The organism is Pseudomonas sp. B20(2017) (assembly GCF_002113125.1).
GTDB lineage: Bacteria > Pseudomonadota > Gammaproteobacteria > Pseudomonadales > Pseudomonadaceae > Aquipseudomonas.
Window position 1 is genome coordinate 308,677 of sequence record NZ_NEJP01000003.1, and the last position, 20,373, is coordinate 329,049.

Below are 20,373 nucleotides of genomic sequence, written 5' to 3' on the forward strand. Positions count from 1 at the left end.
AGACCGCGCCGTGGCGCGAGAGGAACGGGGTTCTTTGAATAGAACTGGGAGGCTCCGAGAGGGTGTTCATGCAAATCCTGAATGAAAAAAGGCCTTGAAGCGTACAGGCTCAGATGACTTTTCCTACAGCTGGAAATCATTTCAAAATCTGTACGCCCTCCGCATCATTTCAGGAATCGGGGTAGATAGAAGCCAGAACCCGGTCGGCATTCGCACCACAGCTCATGCCTTCAGGCTTGGATTGAATGTTCTCGATCACCTCCAGTAGCCGCGCCTTGCTTTGGGCCAGATGCTGTTGCATGACTTCGATCTGTTCGACCTTACGCGTCAGGCCTGCCACCAGTTCATCGTGCTTGAATTCACCGGTTCCGGCGGCCGGCAACAACTGCTTGAGCTCTTCCAGGGAAAAACCGGCCTGCTGGGCGCTGCGGATGATATTCAGAGTTTGCAACACTTGTGGCGGGTAACGTCGGTAGCCATTACCCTGGCGCTCCACTTTGGGAATCAGACCCTGGGCCTCGTAAAAGCGAATACTCGAAGCGCTCAAGCCACTCTGCTGCGCCAATTCACCGATTTTCATTTCAGCCTCGACTTGCCCGCTTGACATTAAAGTTAACTTTAAGCTTAGCCTCTCTCCATCACTGATGAGGAGTCAAGCAATGTCGCCCTTCCGGATTTTGAATCTGCCCAACGGTCAGACCCTCGGCAACCGTATCGCCAAAGCCGCCATGGAAGAAAACCTCGCGGATCGTGAGCAGGCACCTTCGCGTGAACTGTTCCGCTTGTATCAAGCCTGGGCCGACGGCGGTGCCGGCTTGCTGCTGACCGGTAACGTCATGATCGACCGCCGCGCCATGACCGGACCCGGTGGCGTGGTGCTCGAAGATGAACGGTATCTGGACCGCTTCCGCCAATGGGCCGAAATTGCCCGCAGCGGCGGCGCGCAGGTCTGGGTCCAACTCAATCACCCCGGCCGCCAGACCTTTGCCAACATGGGCCAGCAAGCACTGGCGCCGTCGGCGGTGGCCCTGGAGATGGGTTCGTTCTCAAAACTGTTCGCCGAGCCCAAGCCGATGACCGAGGACGACATCGAAGAGGTTATTCAACGTTTCGCAAAAAGCGCCGCGCTTGCCGAAAAGGCCGGATTCACCGGGGTGCAGATCCACGCTGCCCACGGCTATCTGCTCAGCCAGTTTCTCTCGCCGCTGACCAACCGCCGCACTGACCGCTGGGGTGGTTCGCTGGAAAATCGCGCACGGTTGTTGCTGTCGGTAATCGAGGCGGTGCGTCAGGCGGTGTCGCCGCAGTTCTGCGTGGCGGTGAAACTCAATTCGGCGGACTTCCAGCGCGGCGGTTTCGACACCGACGATGCGCGACAGGTGATCGAATGGCTCAACGAACAGCCGATCGACCTGCTGGAATTGTCCGGCGGCAGCTACGAAGCCCCGGCGATGCAAGGCGAAGCGCGTGACGGACGCACCCTCGCCCGCGAGGCGTTCTTTCTGGAAATGGCCAGTGAACTGGCCAGTGTGGCGCGCATGCCGGTGATGGTCACCGGCGGTATCCGCCGCTTGCCCGTGGTCGAACAAGTGCTCGATAGCGGCATCGACATGGCCGGCATTGCCACGGCGCTGGCCATTGAACCGAGCCTGGTCAAGCATTGGCGCGAAGGTCGGGACAGTCAGCCGCAACTGCCGCCGATCCGCTGGAAACGCAAACCACTGGCGGCGCTGGCAAACATGGCCGTCGTGCGTTTTCAGATGCATCGCCTGAGTCGTGGACGCAAACCGCATCCCGAAGTGTCGGCACTCTGGGCGCTGATTCGCGACAGGTTGTACCTGAGTCGCCGTACGCGCCAATACCGCCAGGCGATGGACGTGTAAATGGTTGGCGTCCGCGCCGGCTCGCGCGGGTAACTGTTCTGGTCACGGAGACAGCTCAGACGGTCAACAACTCGTCGAGATGCCGGTAATCAGCTTTCAGGGCCGTCGCCAACTGCTTCGCCCGACCCAGACGAATCGACCCGCGCTCGATATCGATCAACAAGCCCGGGCAGGCCAGCGCCGGCAAACCTGCGATATCTTTCAAGCGGCCATCCGTGAGCAGCAGTAATCGCTGCTGCTCGGCGGGGAAGCGTTTGCGGCGCACCGCGAGCCATTGCCCGGCCTCGGACAACGCCGCCAGCAGCGGCGTACCGCCGCCCGCCCCCAGACCTTCGAGCCATGTGTGCAATCCGCTGGAAGCTTTCAAGCCTTGCACCTGCCATTTCGGCACCGCGCCGCTTGCAGTCAACAACGCAAGGCGCGCCCGCTGCCGGTAAGCGTCGTCGAACAGTTGCGCGAGTACGCCCTTGGCATCGCTCAATGCTTGATGGCGACGGGTCGAGGCCGAAGCGTCGACGATCACCAGCCACAGCTCATGAGGCGTACGGGTGCGCAGTTGAAACAGCAAATCCGCCCGGGTTTTCGGACGGCCATTGAGCAAGGTTCCGGGCCAGTTCACCGAGCCACTGCGAGCCGCGTGACGTTTGCCCTGCCGACCGTTATCGAGGCATCCGGCGCGGGGTCTGGCATTCGCCCCCGCGTCGGATCGGGGGCGAATGCCTATGGCTTTTTTGGCCAGGTCGGCACTTCGCGGCGCGTGCCGGTAGCGAGTGCCGGAGCCGGCATTTCTCCCCACTGGCCCTGCCCTTCACTCGGCTCGGTCTGAGTGCCGGAAGGTGATTGTGCCGGTGGCTGCGTACTCGTCGGAGACTGTTCGCGGCGACGATGACGCAGTGCAAATTCGGCCACGGCATCGATGTCTTGCTCGGCGATGGCTTCGGCGCCGCGCCATGCCGCATGGGCCCGCGCCGCACGCAGCCAGACCAGGTCGGCGCGCAAACCGTCGACGCCTGCCGCAAAGCAGCGCTCGGTGATCTGCGCCAGCGCCGCGTCATCCAGCGGGATACCCGGTAAAACCTTGCGGGCATTCTCGCAGCGCTCGCGCAGGGCTTTCTGCTCGGTTTCCCACTGAGCACAGAACGCCTGCGGATCGCTGTCGAAATCCAGCCGACGACGAATGATCTGACCACGTTCGACCGGCGCCGTGTGGCCACTGAGCGCGACATTCAGGCCGAAACGATCCAGCAATTGCGGCCGCAATTCCCCCTCTTCCGGGTTCATCGTGCCAATCAGTACGAACTTCGCCGAATGCCGATGGGAAATGCCGTCGCGCTCGATCAGGTTGGTGCCGCTGGCAGCCACATCAAGCAGCAGATCCACCAGATGATCCGGCAGCAAATTCACTTCATCGACATACAACACACCGCCGTCAGCCTTGGCCAGCACACCCGGAGAAAACTGCGCACGACCGTCGCTCAATGCCGCGTCCAGATCCAGCGTTCCGACCAACCTCTCTTCGGTGGCGCCCAACGGCAAAGTGACAAACTGACCACTTGCCAACAGATCCGCGAGACCCCGGGCCAATGTAGATTTGGCCATGCCGCGCGGGCCTTCGATCAGCACGCCGCCGATCTTCGGATCGATGGCCGTCAGGTACAGCGCCAGTTTCAGGTCATCGGCGCCGACCACGGCGGAGAGCGGGAAATGCGGGGTGTCGGTCATGTTCAGTCTCAGCTCTCTTCTTCTATGTCCAGCAGCAGGTTTTCCAGCGCCTCTTTGTAGGCGCCCGGTTCCTGCCACATCCCGCGTTGCTGCGCTTCGAGCATGCGTTCGGTCATGTCGCGCAGTGCGTGGGGATTATGCTCGCGCACAAAGTCGCGGGTTGCCGGGTCCAGCAAATACGCTTCTGCCAGCAAGGCGTACTGGTGATCGTCGATCAGTTGCGTGGTGGCGTCGAAGGCAAACAGGTTATCGACCGTCGCCGCCAGTTCGAACGCGCCTTTATAGCCGTGGCGTTTGACGCCGTCGATCCATTTCGGGTTCGCCGCCCGGGAACGGATTACCCGGTTCAGCTCTTCTTTCAGGGTGCGGATCTTTGGCAGGTCCGGCTGACTGTGATCGCCGTGATAACTGGCCGCTGCTTCACCGCGCAGGCTTTCCACGGCGGCAAGCATGCCGCCCTGGAACTGGTAATAGTCGTTGGAATCGAGCAGGTCATGCTCGCGGTTGTCCTGGTTTTGCAGCACCGCCTGCACCTGGCTCAGACGCTGGACGAATTGCTCGCGGGCGGCGGTGCCTTCGTCGGAACCACCGTAAGCATAGGCGCCCCAGTTCAGATAGACCTCGGCCAGATCCTCGCGGCTCTGCCACAGACGACCGTCGATGGCGCCCTGCAAGCCCGCGCCATAAGCGCCGGGTTTGGCACCGAAGATCCGCCAGCCAGCCTGACGCCGCGCCGCGTCTTCATCCAGACCCGATTGCCGCAACGCCTCGCGCTCGGCACGCACTTTGGCGGCCAACGGGTTGAGATCGTCCGGTTCGTCCAGTTCCGCCACGGCTTGAACGGCGGCGTCGAACAGGCGGATCAGGTTGGCGAACGCGTCGCGGAAAAATCCGGAGACCCGCAGCGTGACATCGACCCGAGGCCGGTCGAGCAAGCTCAGCGGCAGAATCTCGAAATCATCGACCCGCTGACTGCCGGTGGCCCACACCGGCCGCACACCCATCAGCGCCATGGCTTGGGCGATGTCATCGCCGCCGGTGCGCATGGTTGCGGTGCCCCACACAGAAAGACCGAGTTGGCGCAGGTGATCGCCGTGATCCTGCAGGTGTCGCTCGAGAATCAGGGTCGCGGACTGGAAGCCGATCCGCCATGCCGTGGTGGTCGGCAGATTACGCACGTCCACCGAATAGAAATTGCGCCCGGTGGGCAGCACGTCGAGGCGACCGCGACTTGGGGCGCCGCTTGGGCCGGCGGGGACGAATCGGCCGCTCAAGGCGTCGAGCAAGCCGCGCATTTCGGCCGGGCCGCAGGCGTCGAGGCGTGGGGCGATCACTTCGCGCAGATGAGCAAGAATGGCACTCACCTCAGACCAGTGAGGACCCTGTGGGAGCGGGCTTGCCCGCGAAAGCGGTATGTCAGTGAAAGAGATATTGACTGACACGACGCTTTCGCGGGCAAGCCCGCTCCCACAGGGGGTGTGCAAGGCTTGACTTTGGTTGAGTGCCTGCTCAATCAACTGGCTGGCGAACAGCTCAAGGCGTTCGCGGGTATCCCCTGCGGTGCGCCAGACTTCATCGCTGACCGACATTAGTTCCTTTGGACGCGGGCCGGTCCAGGGATCAGCCAGTGCACAATCCAGCGGATCGAACCCCAACTGAAACGCCTTGGCCAGCGCCCGCAACAAACTCGACTGCTCACCTTTGCCATCGCCACGCGGAATCCGCAGCAACGCCAGCAAAGTATCAATACGCAAACGCCCGGTCGGCGACTCGCCGAAAATATGCAAGCCATCGCGGATCTGCGATTCCTTCAGGTCGCACAAGTAAGTATCCAGACGCGGCAGCCAGATCGCCGCATCAGCATCGCTGTCGAGGCTTTCGTCCAGCTGCAATTCGCGATCAATCTGCGTGTCACGCACCAACTGGAAGATGTCGCGTTGCAATTCACGGGCGCGGCGCGGGTCGAGCAACTGAGCTTCGTAATATTCGTCGGCGAGCAATTCGAGATTGCGCAACGGACCGTAGGTTTCGGCGCGGGTCAACGGCGGCATCAAGTGATCGATGATCACCGCCTGAGTGCGACGCTTGGCCTGGGCGCCCTCGCCCGGGTCGTTGACGATGAACGGATAGATATTCGGCAGCGGCCCAAGCAATGCGTCCGGCCAGCAGTTCTCTGACAGGCCCACGCCTTTACCGGGCAGCCATTCGAGGTTGCCGTGCTTACCGACGTGAATCACGCCGTGAGCGCCATAGGTCTGGCGCAGCCAGAAATAGAACGAGAGGTACGCGTGCGGCGGCACCAGATCCGGGTCGTGATACACCGCGCTCGGATCGACCTGATACCCCCGCGCCGGCTGAATGCCGACGAAGGTCAGGCCGAAACGCAGGCCGGCAATCATCATCCGCCCGTCACGGCACATCGGATCGTTCTGCGGCGAACCCCAGCGTCCCAGCACCGCCGTGCGATTGGCTTCTGGCAGCGCATTGAACATCGTCAGATAATCGTCCATCGCCAGGCTTTGCTGACATGGACGCTGATCGAGCGTATCGAGGTCATTGCTGACGCCGCCGAGCAATTGCTGGATCAGTTCGGTGCCGCTGTCCGGCAGTTTGGCCGGCAGCGGAAAACCTTCGGCCTGCAACGCCTGCAGGATACTCAGCGCAGCGGCCGGTGTGTCGAGGCCGACGCCGTTGCCGATGCGTCCATCCCGGGTCGGGTAGTTGGCGAGGATCAGCGCAATGCGCTTTTCAGCGTTCGGCACCCGCGCCAGATCGACCCAGCGCCGCGCCAGTTCGGCGACGAAATCCATGCGCTCGGGTTGGGCCCGATAACACACGACGTCGGACTGACTGCGTTCGCTGCGCCAAGCCAGGTCCTTGAAGCTGATCGGCCGACTGATGATCCGGCCGTCCAGCTCCGGCAATGCGATGTGCATTGCCAGATCCCGCGGACCGAGGCCCTGCTCGCTGTCACGCCAACCGGGCTCGTTGTCCTGGGCACAGATCGCCTGAATCACCGGAATGTTGCGACGAAACGGCCGCAGATGCGGTGCTTCCGGGCTGGACTGGGCGAAACCGGTGGTGTTCAGAATCACCGACGCTTCGACCTCATCGAGCCAGTCCTCGACCACCGACAGGCAGCCGGGTTCTTTCAGACTGGCCACGGCGATCGGCAGCGGATTGAGTCCGGCCGCCTGAAGCCGTTGGCAGAACACGTCGATAAACGCCGTATTGGCCGCTTGCAAATGCGAGCGATAAAACAACACCGCCGCAACCGGTTGACCGGGCAGCCAATCGGCTTGCCAGTCACTCAGTGCGGCGGTGTTTTTGTTCGGGTGGTAAATCGCCGTGCGCGGCAGCGTTTGCGGCTCGCCCCACACGTAATCCCGCGCCAGCCAACGACTGGCCAGACAGCGGAAGAAATCCTGCGCATTGCCCATGCCGCCCTGACGCAAGAACTGCCAGAGCCGATCGCGATCCTCGGCGCCCACGGTACTCAGGTCGCTGAGCTCCGGGTCGGGCCGGTCATCGCCCGGCACCAGAATCACCTGCACGCCACGTTCGGACAACTCGACCAGCCGCTCGACGCCATAACGCCAATAAGCGATGCCGCCGTGCAGCGAGATCAGAATGACCTTGGCGTGGCGCAGCACTTCATCAACATACAGGTCGACCGACGCATGGTTCTGCACCTGCATCGGGTTGGCCAGCCGCACGCTCGGGTAATCCTCGGGCAGTTGCTGCGCCGCTTCGGCGAGCAGCGCGAGGCTGGAATCGCCGCTGCACAGAATCACCAGCTCGGCGGGGGTTTGTCCAAGGTCGGCAATGTTGTCATCCGACACGAAACCGCCGGGCTGGGTCCTGAGCAGGTGCATGGCTTAAACGCTGAGCGCGGCGCGCAGTTGCGCTTCGAGCTGGGCAGCGTCCAGTTCCTGACCGATCAACACCAGACGCGTCACGCGCGCCTCATCGGCGCCCCACTGACGGTCGAAGTGCTTGTCGAAACGCGTGCCCACGCCCTGGATCAGCAGACGCATCGGCTTGTTCGGGATCGCCGCGAAACCTTTGACCCGCAGGATGCCGTGCTGAACCACCAGTTGCGTCAGCGCATCGAGCAGCAGGCTTTCGTCGGCTTGCGGCAGTTCGATGGAGATCGAGTCGAAGGCGTCGTGATCGTGGTCGTCGTGATCGTCATCGCCGTCACCGTGGTGGTGATCGTGATGGCTGTGGCGGCTGTCGATGTGCTCTTCGGAACCGGCACCGAGGCCGATCAACACGTCCAGCGGCAGACGACCGTTGCTGGCTTCGATGATTTTCACCGCTGGCGGCAGTTCTTCGGCGACTTCCAGACGGACGCGCGCGAGGTCTTCAGGGCTGGTCTGGTCGGCCTTGTTGAGGATCACCAGGTCGGCGCTGGCCAGTTGGTCGGCGAACAGCTCGTGCAACGGCGATTCGTGGTCCAGGTTCGGATCGAGTTTGCGCTGGGCATCAACCTGATCCGGGAACGCGGCGAAAGTGCCGGCAGCCACGGCCGGGCTGTCGACCACGGTGATCACGGCGTCAACGGTGCAGGCGCTGCGGATTTCCGGCCACTGGAAAGCTTGCACTAACGGTTTTGGCAGGGCCAGGCCCGAGGTTTCGATCAGGATATGGTCGAGGTCGCCGCGACGGGCAACCAGTTCGCGCATTACCGGGAAGAACTCTTCCTGAACCGTGCAGCACAGGCAGCCGTTGGCCAGTTCGTAGACGCGGCCAGTGGCTTCTTCTTCGGTGCAGCCGATGGTGCACTGTTTGAGGATCTCACCGTCGATGCCCAGCTCGCCAAACTCGTTGACGATCACCGCGATGCGGCGGCCCTGAGCGTTATCGAGCATGTGCCGCAGCAAGGTGGTTTTGCCCGAGCCGAGGAAGCCGGTGACGATGGTGACGGGGAGTTTGGCCAGTGTTTTCATCGGATGCCCTTTGGCAAGGTGGCGGGCATACGGGACGAGACCGGCAACGCGGGTGCGTGCCTGGAGAGTTCGCCACCGGATCACCCCGCCCGGTTGAAAGTGAGAATCTGTGACGAGGCAGGTCTCCTGGCTGACGGTGTTCGGGCCTTGGCCCGGTATTCGCTGCGCCTTCCCGCTGGCTCTGGATTGAGTTGGCAGTGGCGTGGCAGCGAACAGCACCGTTCACAGTTGCGGGGGCAGCCGCGGCTTGGACCGCGTTCCCTTCTTAGCTTCGGCGTGGGCCGAAGAACCTCGAAAGCGCAAGGCTACGCATGGGTTCGTGATGGGTCAATGGGAGGTTGGTTTTGTGGGCATATCCGTTGCTGCGGTTATGGCCACTTAGGGTTCCGCCCTTACGGCGGGTCACTTTTTTCAAACGCCAAAAAAGTAACCAAAAAGGCTGAGCCCGGCGTACGGCACTTCGCCTAGGCTCAGTGTTCCCTCGCTACGGTGTCCATCAGGGGGCATCGCCTACGGTTTGCTTCGCTGCACCTCCTCTCGATGTATGCGGCTTCGCCGCACGGCGCTGCGCGCCTACCCCCCTGATGAACACCTCCGCTCGGCCTGCCGAAGGGGCAAAAAATCAAGAGCCAAAGCCAAAGCCAAAGCCAAAGCCAAAGCCAAAGCCAAAGCCAAAGCCAAAGCCAAAGCCAAAGCCAAAGCCAAAGATCACAGCTTCGGCAAATCCTGCGGACAACTCCCAAACCATACAAATTGGTCGACCAGCAGGCCGCCACTCTCAGCAAGCGGGCTCCCAGAGTTGTAATCCGCGCACAACCCAAGCGGCAAAGCCGCCTCACTCACCACGATGAGCGTTAGCTCGAGTACCGCTCTTGATCGCAGGACCCGTCGGCAGGCTGAGTGGAGGGATTGATCCGGGGGGTGGGAGCGCAGCGACCGTTTGGCGAAGCCAAACACATCGAGAGGAGGTGCAGCGAAGCAAACCGTAGGCGATGCCCCCGGATCAGTCCCGGAGCGAAGGAACCCCGAGCCTCAGCGAGGGGCCGTACGTCAGGGTTAGAGACCTTTTGGTTACTTTTGGGGCGTTTGCCAAAAGTGACTCGCTGTAAGAGCGAAACCGCCAGCGGCAGCACCCGAAGCAACGGATATGCCCCCACCTATCCAAACCCACACCCCATTCAATTGACTAAAAACCCCCGCCCATGGTCTCCTACACAACTTGTTACGGGTGCCCTTCACAGGGTGAAACGGGAAACCGGTGAATCATGTGCTTTACTCTAAAGCCATGTCAGTCCGGTGCTGCCCCCGCAACGGTAAGCGAGCGAAGCGTCAGATCCACTGTGCCCACAAGCATGGGAAGGTGACGCTTGCAGGTCGGCAGACAGCCACCCCTCGTGAGCCCGGAGACCGGCCCGCAACACACAGTGCGCATCTTGCGTTACTGAACATAACAAACCCGCGGTGGGCGGGCGCTGTTCGAACCTCTGCGTGCCCGGCCGCAGGGATTTTCATGCGCTCTATTCACCCGCTGACACTCCAGAGGGAAGCGCCATGTCGATCATCAGCAGCACCGGCAGCAATTCGGACAAGATCTCCAGCACTACTACCCTGAGCCAACGCCTGACCGCCGCCGTCTGCGCGTCGATCCTCGGTGCGTGCCTCGTATATTTTGCCGGTTTCTCGCACATCGAAGCGGTGCACAACGCCGCCCACGATACCCGCCATAGCGCCGCGTTCCCGTGCCACTGAGACCTGACGACATGATCAAGCGTATTGCGCAGACCGCAGGTTTCACTGGCCTTCTGGCCGCCCTGCTCCTGACGTTGCTGCAAAGCTTCTGGGTGTCGCCGCTGATTCTGCAGGCTGAAACCTTCGAAAAAGCCGAACCGGTTGCCGAAGTTCACGAACACGCCGCCGGCACCGCCGCCCACACCCACGATGCCGAAGCTTGGGAGCCGGAAGACGGCTGGCAGCGCGTGGCGTCCACCACCGGCGGCAATCTGGTGGTTGCCGTGGGTTTCGCCCTGATGCTCGCGGGTCTGTACACCCTGCGTGCGCCGACCAAAACCTCGCAAGGCCTGCTCTGGGGTCTGGCCGGTTATGCGACCTTCGTGCTCGCGCCGACCATGGGCCTGCCACCTGAACTGCCGGGCACTGCCGCCGCGGATCTGGCCTCGCGTCAGATGTGGTGGATCGGCACTGCCGCCTCCACCGCTGTCGGTCTGGCCTTGATCGCGTTCAGCCGCCACTGGCTGATGAAGATCCTCGGCGTGGCGATCCTTGCCGTGCCGCACGTGATCGGCGCGCCGCAACCGGAAGTGCATTCGATGCTCGCCCCGGAAGCCCTCGAAGCCCAGTTCAAAATCGCATCGCAGCTGACCAACGTCGCCTTCTGGCTGGCCCTGGGCCTGATCAGCGCCTGGTTGTTCCGCCGCAAAAGCGAAGGTCAGTACCACGCATGACCGATGACAGCGCAGCGCCGACCTTCGTGGTCGGCCTGGGCTGCCAGCGCGGCTGCCCGGCCAGTACGCTGCGCGCATTGCTTGATCAGGCGTTGCAGGCGCACCGCATTGACCTTGAGAAGGTCAAGGCGCTGGCCAGCATCGACCTCAAGCGCGACGAACCCGGCCTGCAGGAACTTGCCGCCCAACTGGCGCTGCCGTTGCTGTATTTCAGCAGTGAGGAACTGGCCAGTTATCAGCAACGACTGAGTCACCATTCACAGATCGCCTTTGAACGCACCGGCTGCTACGGCGTGGCGGAAAGTGCCGCGCTGGCGCTCGCCGAACAGTTGATCAGCGGCCCCGCAAAACTGCTGATATCCAGGCAAAAGTACGCTCAGGCGACACTGGCATTGGCCGGCGCTGCCTGAATTCCCGATAATCCACGCTTTCGATCATGAGCATTCTTCATCTGAAGCGCTTGTGAAGCACTGCCCTGCCCCTTTCTACAGGATCCAACGATGACCGTTTACTTCATCGGCGCCGGCCCCGGCGACCCGGAATTGATCACTGTCAAAGGCCAGCGGCTGATCCGCAGTTGCCCGGTGATCATCTACGCAGGTTCGTTGGTGCCCACGGCGGTGCTGGAAGGTCATTGCGCTGAAACCGTGGTCAACAGCGCGGAGCTGCACCTGGAACAGATCGTCGACCTGATCAAGACCGCCCACGGCAAGGGCCAGGATGTGGCACGGGTGCATTCCGGTGATCCGAGCCTGTATGGCGCGATCGGCGAGCAGATTCGTTATCTGCGCGAGCTGGATATTCCGTTCGAGGTCATCCCCGGCGTAACCGCCACCGCCGCATGCGCCGCGCTGCTGGGCGCTGAACTGACCCTGCCGGACATCTCGCAAAGCGTGATTCTGACCCGCTACGCGGACAAGACGGCGATGCCGGTTGGCGAAGAACTCGGTAGTCTGGCGCAGCACGGGGCGACCATGGCGATTCATCTGGGGGTCAACCATCTGGAGAAAATCCTCGCCGAGCTGCTGCCGCATTACGGCGCAGATTGCCCGATCGCGGTGATTCACCGGGCGACGTGGCCGGATCAGGACTGGGTGGTCGGGACGCTGGAGGATATTGCCGCGAAGGTGGCGGCGAAGGGGTTTCGGCGTACGGCGTTGATTCTGGTCGGGCGGGTGTTGGGTAGCGATCACTTTAGTGAGTCGTCGCTGTATCGTGCGGGGCATGCACATCTTTACCGCCCATGACGGCCCTTTCGCGAGCAAGCCCGCTCCCACACTTGGAATGCGATCCAGTGTGGGAGCGGGCTTGCCCGCGAAGGCGTCATTGAATTTCACGCACAAAAAACGGCGCTCACGGGGCGCCGTTTTTTTCATGCCGCAGCGAACACCTTAGTAGTAGGCGTTTTCTTTCTGCGTGTGGTCGGTCACGTCGCGAACGCCCTTGAGCTCCGGAATGCGCTCGAGCAAGGTGCGCTCGATGCCTTCCTTCAGGGTCACGTCCGCCTGGCCGCAGCCTTGGCAACCGCCGCCGAACTGCAAAACGGCAATGCCGTCTTCAACCACATCGATCAGGCTGACCTGACCGCCGTGGCTCGCCAGCCCCGGGTTGATTTCGGTTTGCAGGTAGTAGTTGATGCGCTCGTTGATCGGGCTGTCGGCGTTGACCATCGGGACTTTGGCGTTTGGCGCCTTGATGGTCAGCTGGCCGCCCATGCGGTCGGTGGCGTAGTCGACGACGGCATCATCGAGAAACGCTTCGCTGAACGAGTCAATGTAAGCGGTGAAGCTTTTCAGCCCCAGCGCCGTGTCTTCAGGTTTTTCTTCGCCCGGCTTGCAGTAGGCAATGCAGGTTTCGGCGTATTGGGTGCCAGGCTGGGTGATGAAAACGCGGATGCCGATGCCCGGGGTGTTCTGCTTGGAGAGCAGATCGGCCAGGTAATCATGGGCGGCGTCGGTAATGGTAATAGCGGTCATGGAGACTCCTCGCAGGCTTGAGGCGGAGTTTACGCCAATCGGCGCGCGGCACAAAGTCCTAGTATTTACGTAGGAATAGTTCGCAAATCGGCTAGACGCCAGGTTCGCCGTCAATCCGCGCTTTAAGCCACTGATAACTGCGCTTTTCGACCCATTCGTAGCTCAGCCACGAACCGATAACAATGGCCAGCGCACAGACGACAAACATCAAATACGGGTTGATCCCGTAGCGTCGGGCCAGATAACCGCCGGCCGACAGCACCAGCACATGCATCAGATACACCGAGTATGAACAGTCGCCCAGCAATTTGAGCAACCTGTTGCGCTCGACATGTCGCTCCAGCGCAATGCTGGCCATGACCAGCACCGCGCTGGGCACACCCCAATTCAGCAATCGGGGTTCCGGCGGCAGGTGATAGATCGCCAGTAACGCCGCGCCGATCCCCAGTAACGGCAGCCACAGCGCCGGTCCGATCCAGCCGCGACGGTAAAGCATGCCGATACCAATCCCCAGCAGGAACTCATAAACGATGTCCGAGCGATAAAACTCGCTGACCCAGCCAAACCCGGTCCAGGCCTGACACACCGCAAACAGCAGCGCCGCGACCACCAGCAAGCGCACTTGCAGCCGGAACAGCAGCGCCCAGGCGAACAACACGTAGAACAACATTTCGTAATTCAGGGTCCAGCCGACATTCAGGGTCGGATAGATCCCGTAGCCGCCGGGGTTCTCGATCGGGATAAACAGCAAGGACAGGAGCAAATGATTCCAGTCCACCGTCTGATCCGGCAAAAGCGGTCGGGCGAACACCACCAGCAACGCCATCAGCACCGTTTAGAGCCAATACGCCGGGACAATCCGAAACACCCGATACAGCAGAAACCGCGCCGGCGGCAGCGCCTTGCCTTCGGTGGACAGGAAAATCACCAGCCCGCTGATCACGAAAAAGATATCGACGCCCACGGCGCCCTTGTCGATGAACAGCTGCCCTATCGGCCCGCGTGCCTCGAAGTCGAAGAAGATCTGCATGAAGTGATGGCAGACCACCGCCCACGCGGCGAGCGCTCGCAGGGCCTGCACTGAAATCAACATCGATGGTGCTCCCGTCCTGGATTCGGGGGGCACCACTGAACCTGTGGGGAGCGGCGGTGCCCCTGAGGGTTCGGACAGCAGGCACGCGTCAAACGATCAAAGATTCTCGTACCGGTTCATATCCAGCACGCCCTCTTCCACCGGATCGGTTTCGTGGATGTACTGGCTCAAATCATGGAAATAGAACCAGAACTGCGGATGACTGCGGCGAATCCCCCAACGTTCGACGATTTTCTCGAACTGCGCGGCGTCCTTTGCACCTTCCATGGCATCGACAAACGCCGGCACCTGATCGGCCGGGATGTTGAACATGAAATTCGGGTAGCTGCTGAGCACACCCGGATAGATCGTCAGCGTATCCAGCCCCGGTTGATAGCGCAGCGATTCACCGAGCAGGAACGCCACGTTGCTGTGGGCGCGGTTGCGCATCAGGCTGTAGACCTCGCGTTTGCCGCTGCGGGTTTCAACCCGAAGCATGGTCGCTTCCGGCAATTGATCGATCACTTTCAAGCCAGCCGCCGGGCGTGAAGTCAGGCGGCTCAGCGCCTGTTCGGCGTTTTGCAGGGCCGGGTCGATGTTCGGACGCGAGCAATAGGCGTCTTCGCAGCGGTTGATCGGATCCGGATGCGCGTTGAGGTCGCCATAGCGCGCCAGCAATTGCATGGCGAAATCGTGTTTCGGATCTTTCTCGTCGAGCTTCAGCGCGGTCGGCTTGTCGTCGTCGATGGCTTCGTAATCCAGCCACATCTTGAACTGACCACTGCTCTGATACCAATCGTCGAGGTAGCCTTCGCGGGAATCGGCGGGCATCAAACGCAAGAAGTTCTGCTCGGCGCCGTTGCGGATCAGGTCGAAGTACAAACGCGTTTGCGCCTGATGGGAGACGTTGCCGAACACATCGAAATTCACCGCCAACTGATAATAAGTGCGCTCCAGCAGCGGGTAGTCAAACAGCCACATGGTCTGCGGCACTTCGCCGATCAGGCCTTTGGTCACCGAGGCGCTGTCGAAATGGCGGAAGATGCTGAGCAAGGCGTTGTCGTTGCCGGCCCACAGGGTCGACCAGCTCGGCGCCGGCAGGTCGGCGTAGCTGTCACGGCGCAGGGCTTCGTATTTGTTTCGTTTGTTGCGGTAGTTGTGCCACAGGCTGAGGACACTGCCGACATCGTCGTTTTGCCCCGGCATGGCCAGCAACGGCGTGGCCTGGCCGCGATAGTTCGGGTCGGTGATGTACAGGTCGTGTTCCGGGGCCTGGAACAGCGCCCAGAAGTTGTCGCGAATCACGTCGGTCGCGATCTGCCCGCGGCATACCGGGCCGCGAATGAAGGTGCGCACGAAGTATTCGGCGTTATCGAGCATGAACTGGTAACGCGCCTGCGCGGGGATCGCCTCGAAGGTCGCGAACGGGTTGGCCCGACTCTGCGGCCCGTAGCCCGGCAAGGCATTAACCTGCCAGTTACCGTTGTAGAACAGGCTTTTGACCCGCGCCATCTTCGCCGCGCTCAGCGGATAGGTGATGTGGGTCTTGTGCACAATCACGCCCTGCACCGGCCACAGGCGGTAATACACCTGAGTGCCCGGATCGTCGTTCGGGCGACGGGTGGCGATCAGATCGATCGGCTTACCCGTCGGCGTGCGCGAACGCACCCACTGGAAGTAATGCCCCGGCTCGCCGTCCTTGAAATAAATGTGCGCGAGGAACCAGTGCTCGTACAGCCAGCGTCCGACCAGACTTTCCCGTGCACCGGGCTGGTTGAGCAGGTTTTCCCACTGGACGATCTGCAGCGCTTCCTTGGTGCTCGGAGCCAGGCCTTGCTCATCGATAGGCGCGCCGGACGCCAGCCAGCGTTGCAGCGTCTGGTATTGCTGATCGGTCAGGCCGGTCACCGCCAGCGGCATGCCCTCTTTCGGATGGGCGCCGGCATAACCGTCGAACTCGGCGGGCATCGCGCACAGGTTCTCGCGGTTGAGGCCAAGCACGATGTCTTCCGGCAGTTTGGCGTTGGGAGTCAGCGGCGTTTTGTGTCCCAGCTCCAGCATGCGCGCCATCAGTGCGGCCTGACTGCCTTGAGCATCGAGTACGGAATAGAAATCTTTCTGCTGCCAGGCACGTTTGCCAAAGGCGTCATAGAACAGCCGCGTAGTCGGTGCCGCCTGGGTGCGTTCGCCATCATAGACCGGCATCTTGCTCGCACCACGGGCAGCGCCCTCGCCGCTGCCCAGATTGAGCTGGCAGGCGGAGTCGTAGCACGCATGGCAGGCCACGCACTTCTCGGTGAAGATCGGCTGGATATCACGGGTATACGAGATAGCAGGAGAAATCCCGGGACTTTGCGCCACCGCGCCAAAACTGAGAAACAGCAACGCAATGCTGATGACGCGGTACGACATGTCCCTGATCCCGATCCTGTAAGAAAAACCCGACGATTCTACCGTTATGACGACCGTGCCAACATGAGCGATATTCATGCAAAAGCGTCACATGCTCTAAATCGGCACAGGTTTGTTATGATCCCGCTCCTTCGTCATGGTCTTTTTCGAGTAGTCCCAATGTCCGATCGCAGCGTCCGTCTTCAAGCTCTCAAGCAAGCTCTCAAAGAGCGCATCCTGATTCTCGACGGCGGCATGGGCACGATGATCCAGAGCTACAAGCTCGAAGAGCAGGATTATCGCGGCAAACGCTTCGCCGACTGGCCGAGCGACGTCAAGGGCAACAACGACCTGTTGGTCATTACCCGTCCCGACGTGATCGGCGGCATCGAGAAGGCTTACCTGGATGCCGGCGCCGACATCCTGGAAACCAACACCTTCAACGCCACCCGCATTTCCATGGCCGACTACGGCATGGAAGAACTGGCCTACGAACTCAACGTAGAAGGCGCACGACTGGCGCGCAAGATTGCCGACGCCAAGACTGCCGAAAACCCGGATAAGCCACGCTTCGTCGCCGGCGTGCTCGGCCCGACCAGCCGCACCTGTTCCCTGTCGCCGGACGTCAACAACCCGGGCTATCGCAACGTCACCTTCGATGAACTGGTGGAAAACTACACCGAGGCCACCAAAGGCCTGATCGAGGGCGGCGCCGACCTGATCCTGATCGAAACCATTTTCGACACCCTTAACGCCAAAGCCGCGATCTTTGCCGTGCAGGGCGTGTTCGAGGAACTGGGCTTCGAGTTGCCGATCATGATTTCCGGCACCATCACCGACGCCTCCGGCCGTACCCTGTCGGGCCAGACCACCGAAGCGTTCTGGAACTCCGTGGCGCACGCCAAACCGATCTCGGTCGGCCTGAACTGCGCACTCGGCGCCCGCGAACTGCGTCCGTACCTGGAAGAGCTGTCGGACAAGGCCAGCACCCACGTTTCGGCGCACCCGAACGCCGGTCTGCCAAACGAATTCGGCGAGTACGACGAGCTGCCGGTTGACACCGCCAAGGTCATTGAAGAATTCGCCCAGAGCGGCTTCCTCAACATTGTCGGCGGTTGCTGCGGCACCACGCCGGGCCATATCGAAGCCATCGCCAAAGCCGTCGCCGGTTATGCGCCACGGCAGATTCCGGACATTCCCAAGGCTTGCCGACTGTCGGGCCTGGAACCGTTCACCATCGATCGCAGCTCGCTGTTCGTCAACGTCGGCGAGCGGACCAACATCACCGGTTCCGCGAAATTCGCCCGCCTGATCCGCGAAGACAACTACACCGAAGCCCTGGAAGTCGCCCTGCAGCAGGTCGAGGCCGGCGCCCAGGTGATCGACATCAACATGGACGAAGGGATGCTCGATTCGAAGAAGGCCATGGTGACCTTCCTCAATCTGATTGCCGGCGAACCGGACATCTCCCGCGTACCGATCATGATCGACTCCTCGAAATGGGACGTGATCGAAGCCGGCCTCAAGTGCATTCAGGGCAAGGGCATCGTCAACTCGATCAGCATGAAAGAAGGCGTCGAGCAGTTCATTCACCACGCCAAGCTGTGCAAGCGCTACGGCGCGGCAGTTGTGGTGATGGCCTTCGACGAAGCCGGCCAGGCCGACACCGAAGCGCGCAAGAAAGAAATCTGCAAACGCTCCTACGACATTCTGGTCAACGAAGTCGGCTTCCCGCCGGAAGACATCATCTTCGACCCGAACATCTTCGCCGTGGCCACCGGTATCGAAGAACACAACAACTACGCTGTGGACTTCATCAACGCCTGTGCCTACATTCGTGACGAACTGCCGTACGCCCTGAGTTCCGGCGGCGTGTCCAACGTGTCGTTCTCGTTCCGTGGCAACAACCCGGTACGTGAGGCGATCCACTCGGTGTTCCTGCTGCACGCGATCCGCGCCGGCCTGACCATGGGCATCGTCAACGCCGGTCAGCTGGAGATCTACGACCAGATCCCGCAGGAGCTGCGCGACGCCGTTGAAGACGTGATCCTCAACCGCACGCCGGAAGGCACCGACGCCCTCCTCGCCATTGCCGACAAGTACAAGGGCGACGGCAGCGTGAAGGAGGCCGAGACCGAAGAGTGGCGCAACTGGGACGTCAACAAGCGTCTGGAGCATGCACTGGTCAAGGGCATCACCACCCACATCGTCGAAGACACCGAAGAGTCCCGTCAGTCCTTCGCGCGCCCGATCGAAGTGATCGAGGGCCCGCTGATGTCGGGCATGAACATCGTCGGCGACCTGTTCGGCGCCGGCAAAATGTTCCTGCCGCAAGTGGTGAAATCTGCCCGCGTGATGAAACAGGCCGTAGCTCACTTGATTCCGTTCATCGAACTGGAAAAAGGCGACAAGCCGGAAGCCAAGGGCAAGATCCTGATGGCCACCGTGAAAGGCGACGTACACGACATCGGCAAGAACATCGTCGGCGTGGTGCTCGGTTGCAACGGCTATGACATCGTCGACCTCGGCGTGATGGTCCCGGCCGAGAAGATTCTGCAGGTGGCCCGCGAAGAGAAATGCGACATCATCGGTCTGTCCGGCCTGATCACTCCGTCACTGGATGAAATGGTCCACGTGGCCCGCGAGATGCAGCGCCAGGACTTCCACCTGCCGCTGATGATCGGTGGCGCGACCACCTCCAAGGCACACACGGCGGTGAAGATCGAACCGAAGTACAGCAACGACGCGGTGGTCTACGTGACCGACGCCTCCCGCGCCGTGGGCGTGGCGACGCAGTTGCTGTCCAAGGAACTGAAAGCCGGCTTCGTCGAGAAGACCCGCGAAGAGTACATCGACGTCCGCGAGCGCACGTCCAATCGCAGCGCCCGTACCGAGCGCCTGAGCTACGCAGCTTCCATCGCGAAAAAACCGCAGTTCGACTGGGCGAATTACACACCGGTCAAACCAACCTTCACCGGCACCCGTGTGCTGGACAACATCGACCTCAACGTGCTGGCCGAGTACATCGACTGGACGCCGTTCTTCATCTCTTGGGACCTGGCCGGCAAGTTCCCGCGCATCCTCGAGGACGAAGTCGTCGGTGAAGCGGCGACCGCGCTGTACAAGGACGCCCGCGAGATGCTGACCAAGCTGATCGACGAGAAGCTGATCAGCGCCCGTGCGGTGTTTGGCTTCTGGCCGGCCAATCAGGTGCACGACGACGATATCGAGCTGTACGGCGATGACGGCAAGCCAATGGCGCGCCTGCACCACCTGCGTCAGCAGATCATCAAGACCGACGGCAAGCCGAACTTCTCCCTGGCCGACTTCGTCGCGCCGAAGGACAGCGAAGTGACCGACTATGTCGGTGGTTTCATCACCACCGCCGGGATCGGCGCCGAAGAAGTGGCCAAGGCTTATCAAGACGCTGGCGACGACTACAACTCGATCATGGTCAAAGCCCTGGCCGACCGACTGGCCGAGGCCTGCGCCGAGTGGTTGCACCAGCAGGTGCGTAAAGAGCACTGGGGTTACGCCAAGGATGAAGTCCTCGACAACGAGGCGCTGATCAAAGAGCAGTATTCCGGTATCCGCCCTGCCCCGGGCTACCCGGCGTGCCCGGATCACACCGAGAAGGCCACGCTGTTCGCCCTACTCGACCCTGAAGCCCAGGAAATGCGCGCCGGTCGCAGCGGCGTGTTCCTGACCGAGCACTACGCGATGTTCCCGGCGGCAGCAGTCAGCGGCTGGTACTTCGCCCATCCGCAGGCGCAGTACTTCGCGGTGGGCAAGGTCGACAAGGATCAGGTGCAGAGCTACACCTCGCGCAAAGGCCAGGAACTGAGCCTGACCGAACGCTGGCTGGCGCCGAACCTGGGTTACGACAACTAATACAGCTTCACGAAATACCCTGTG

13 protein-coding genes, 1 pseudogene and 2 riboswitches are annotated in these 20,373 nt (G+C 61.5%); of the genes and pseudogenes, 6 read left to right on the forward strand and 8 right to left on the reverse strand.

What is annotated here, in order from left to right:
* Window positions 1–169 precede the first annotated feature (169 nt).
* On the reverse strand, window positions 170–580 hold the full coding sequence (locus tag CAF63_RS06555) for a MerR family transcriptional regulator (protein WP_085683968.1): 411 nt from the start codon (window positions 578–580) through the stop codon (window positions 170–172).
* Between the two features lie 79 nt (window positions 581–659).
* Here CAF63_RS06555 and CAF63_RS06560 point away from each other — a divergent pair, with 79 nt between their 5' ends.
* Complete coding sequence (locus CAF63_RS06560) at window positions 660–1,883, forward strand: NADH:flavin oxidoreductase/NADH oxidase family protein (protein WP_085683878.1); 1,224 nt, start codon at window positions 660–662, stop codon at window positions 1,881–1,883.
* A 55-nt stretch (window positions 1,884–1,938) separates the two neighbouring features.
* On the opposite strand, the gene CAF63_RS06565 is transcribed toward CAF63_RS06560, so the two are convergent.
* Genes CAF63_RS06565 through cobW form a run of 4 tightly spaced genes read right to left on the reverse strand, consistent with a single transcriptional unit; the run spans window position 1,939 to window position 8,557 of the window.
* Complete coding sequence (locus CAF63_RS06565; RefSeq protein ID WP_256574493.1) at window positions 1,939–2,622, reverse strand: VWA domain-containing protein; 684 nt, start codon at window positions 2,620–2,622, stop codon at window positions 1,939–1,941.
* Complete coding sequence (locus CAF63_RS06570; RefSeq protein WP_085683880.1) at window positions 2,604–3,605, reverse strand: ATP-binding protein; 1,002 nt, start codon at window positions 3,603–3,605, stop codon at window positions 2,604–2,606. The genes CAF63_RS06565 and CAF63_RS06570 overlap by 19 nt, the downstream gene beginning before the upstream one ends.
* 8 nt (window positions 3,606–3,613) lie before the next feature.
* Entirely contained in the window at window positions 3,614–7,480 is a 3,867-nt protein-coding gene (gene cobN / locus CAF63_RS06575; RefSeq protein ID WP_085683881.1) for a cobaltochelatase subunit CobN, read from the reverse strand.
* 3 nt (window positions 7,481–7,483) lie between these two features.
* The gene (gene cobW, locus CAF63_RS06580) at window positions 7,484–8,557 is read right to left on the reverse strand and encodes a cobalamin biosynthesis protein CobW (protein WP_085683882.1); all 1,074 of its coding nucleotides are present in this window, start codon (window positions 8,555–8,557) and stop codon (window positions 7,484–7,486) included.
* 98 nt (window positions 8,558–8,655) lie between these two features.
* Window positions 8,656–8,866, reverse strand: a riboswitch (cobalamin riboswitch).
* 900 nt (window positions 8,867–9,766) lie between these two features.
* Window positions 9,767–9,988, forward strand: a riboswitch (cobalamin riboswitch).
* 120 nt (window positions 9,989–10,108) lie between these two features.
* On the opposite strand from cobW, the gene CAF63_RS06590 reads away from it, so the two are divergent.
* From CAF63_RS06590 to cobM, 4 genes are all read left to right on the forward strand, one after another.
* Entirely contained in the window at window positions 10,109–10,306 is a 198-nt protein-coding gene (locus tag CAF63_RS06590; protein ID WP_007959524.1) for a CbtB domain-containing protein, read from the forward strand.
* Between the two features lie 11 nt (window positions 10,307–10,317).
* Window positions 10,318–11,019 carry a CbtA family protein gene (locus tag CAF63_RS06595; protein WP_085683883.1) on the forward strand — a complete coding sequence of 234 codons (702 nt, stop codon included), beginning with the start codon at window positions 10,318–10,320 and terminating at the stop codon, window positions 11,017–11,019.
* A complete protein-coding gene (locus CAF63_RS06600; protein ID WP_011334491.1) occupies window positions 11,016–11,429 on the forward strand; it encodes a cobalamin biosynthesis protein in 414 nt (137 codons plus the stop codon). The genes CAF63_RS06595 and CAF63_RS06600 overlap by 4 nt, the downstream gene beginning before the upstream one ends.
* A 90-nt stretch (window positions 11,430–11,519) precedes the next feature.
* Window positions 11,520–12,266 (forward strand): precorrin-4 C(11)-methyltransferase, encoded by a 747-nt coding sequence (gene cobM / locus CAF63_RS06605; RefSeq protein WP_085683884.1) that lies wholly within the window; start codon window positions 11,520–11,522, stop codon window positions 12,264–12,266.
* A 144-nt stretch (window positions 12,267–12,410) separates the two neighbouring features.
* Here the strand turns inward: cobM and nfuA are convergent, their stop codons facing one another.
* The 3 genes and pseudogenes from nfuA to CAF63_RS06620 form a co-directional block, all read right to left on the reverse strand.
* On the reverse strand, window positions 12,411–12,995 hold the full coding sequence (gene nfuA / locus CAF63_RS06610; protein WP_007959519.1) for a Fe-S biogenesis protein NfuA: 585 nt from the start codon (window positions 12,993–12,995) through the stop codon (window positions 12,411–12,413).
* A gap of 91 nt (window positions 12,996–13,086) precedes the next feature.
* Window positions 13,087–14,088 (reverse strand): annotated as a pseudogene (locus CAF63_RS06615) (acyltransferase family protein).
* A 96-nt stretch (window positions 14,089–14,184) separates the two neighbouring features.
* A complete protein-coding gene (locus CAF63_RS06620; protein ID WP_085683885.1) occupies window positions 14,185–16,479 on the reverse strand; it encodes a fatty acid cis/trans isomerase in 2,295 nt (764 codons plus the stop codon).
* Between the two features lie 159 nt (window positions 16,480–16,638).
* Between CAF63_RS06620 and metH the strand changes: the two genes are divergently transcribed.
* Entirely contained in the window at window positions 16,639–20,349 is a 3,711-nt protein-coding gene (metH, locus tag CAF63_RS06625; RefSeq protein WP_085683886.1) for a methionine synthase, read from the forward strand.
* Window positions 20,350–20,373 lie beyond the last annotated feature (24 nt).

What these genes read in the sequence shown, in the direction of transcription:
- CAF63_RS06555 (WP_085683968.1), bottom strand. Translation starts at nt 580, where the DNA reads ATGAAAATCGGTGAATTGGCGCAGCAGAGTGGCTTGAGCGCTTCGAGT.
- CAF63_RS06560 (WP_085683878.1), top strand. Translation starts at nt 660, where the DNA reads ATGTCGCCCTTCCGGATTTTGAATCTGCCCAACGGTCAGACCCTCGGC.
- CAF63_RS06570 (WP_085683880.1), bottom strand. Translation starts at nt 3,605, where the DNA reads ATGACCGACACCCCGCATTTCCCGCTCTCCGCCGTGGTCGGCGCCGAT.
- cobN (WP_085683881.1), bottom strand. Translation starts at nt 7,480, where the DNA reads ATGCACCTGCTCAGGACCCAGCCCGGCGGTTTCGTGTCGGATGACAAC.
- cobW (WP_085683882.1), bottom strand. Translation starts at nt 8,557, where the DNA reads ATGAAAACACTGGCCAAACTCCCCGTCACCATCGTCACCGGCTTCCTC.
- CAF63_RS06590 (WP_007959524.1), top strand. Translation starts at nt 10,109, where the DNA reads ATGTCGATCATCAGCAGCACCGGCAGCAATTCGGACAAGATCTCCAGC.
- CAF63_RS06595 (WP_085683883.1), top strand. Translation starts at nt 10,318, where the DNA reads ATGATCAAGCGTATTGCGCAGACCGCAGGTTTCACTGGCCTTCTGGCC.
- CAF63_RS06600 (WP_011334491.1), top strand. Translation starts at nt 11,016, where the DNA reads ATGACCGATGACAGCGCAGCGCCGACCTTCGTGGTCGGCCTGGGCTGC.
- cobM (WP_085683884.1), top strand. Translation starts at nt 11,520, where the DNA reads ATGACCGTTTACTTCATCGGCGCCGGCCCCGGCGACCCGGAATTGATC.
- nfuA (WP_007959519.1), bottom strand. Translation starts at nt 12,995, where the DNA reads ATGACCGCTATTACCATTACCGACGCCGCCCATGATTACCTGGCCGAT.
- CAF63_RS06620 (WP_085683885.1), bottom strand. Translation starts at nt 16,479, where the DNA reads ATGTCGTACCGCGTCATCAGCATTGCGTTGCTGTTTCTCAGTTTTGGC.
- metH (WP_085683886.1), top strand. Translation starts at nt 16,639, where the DNA reads ATGTCCGATCGCAGCGTCCGTCTTCAAGCTCTCAAGCAAGCTCTCAAA.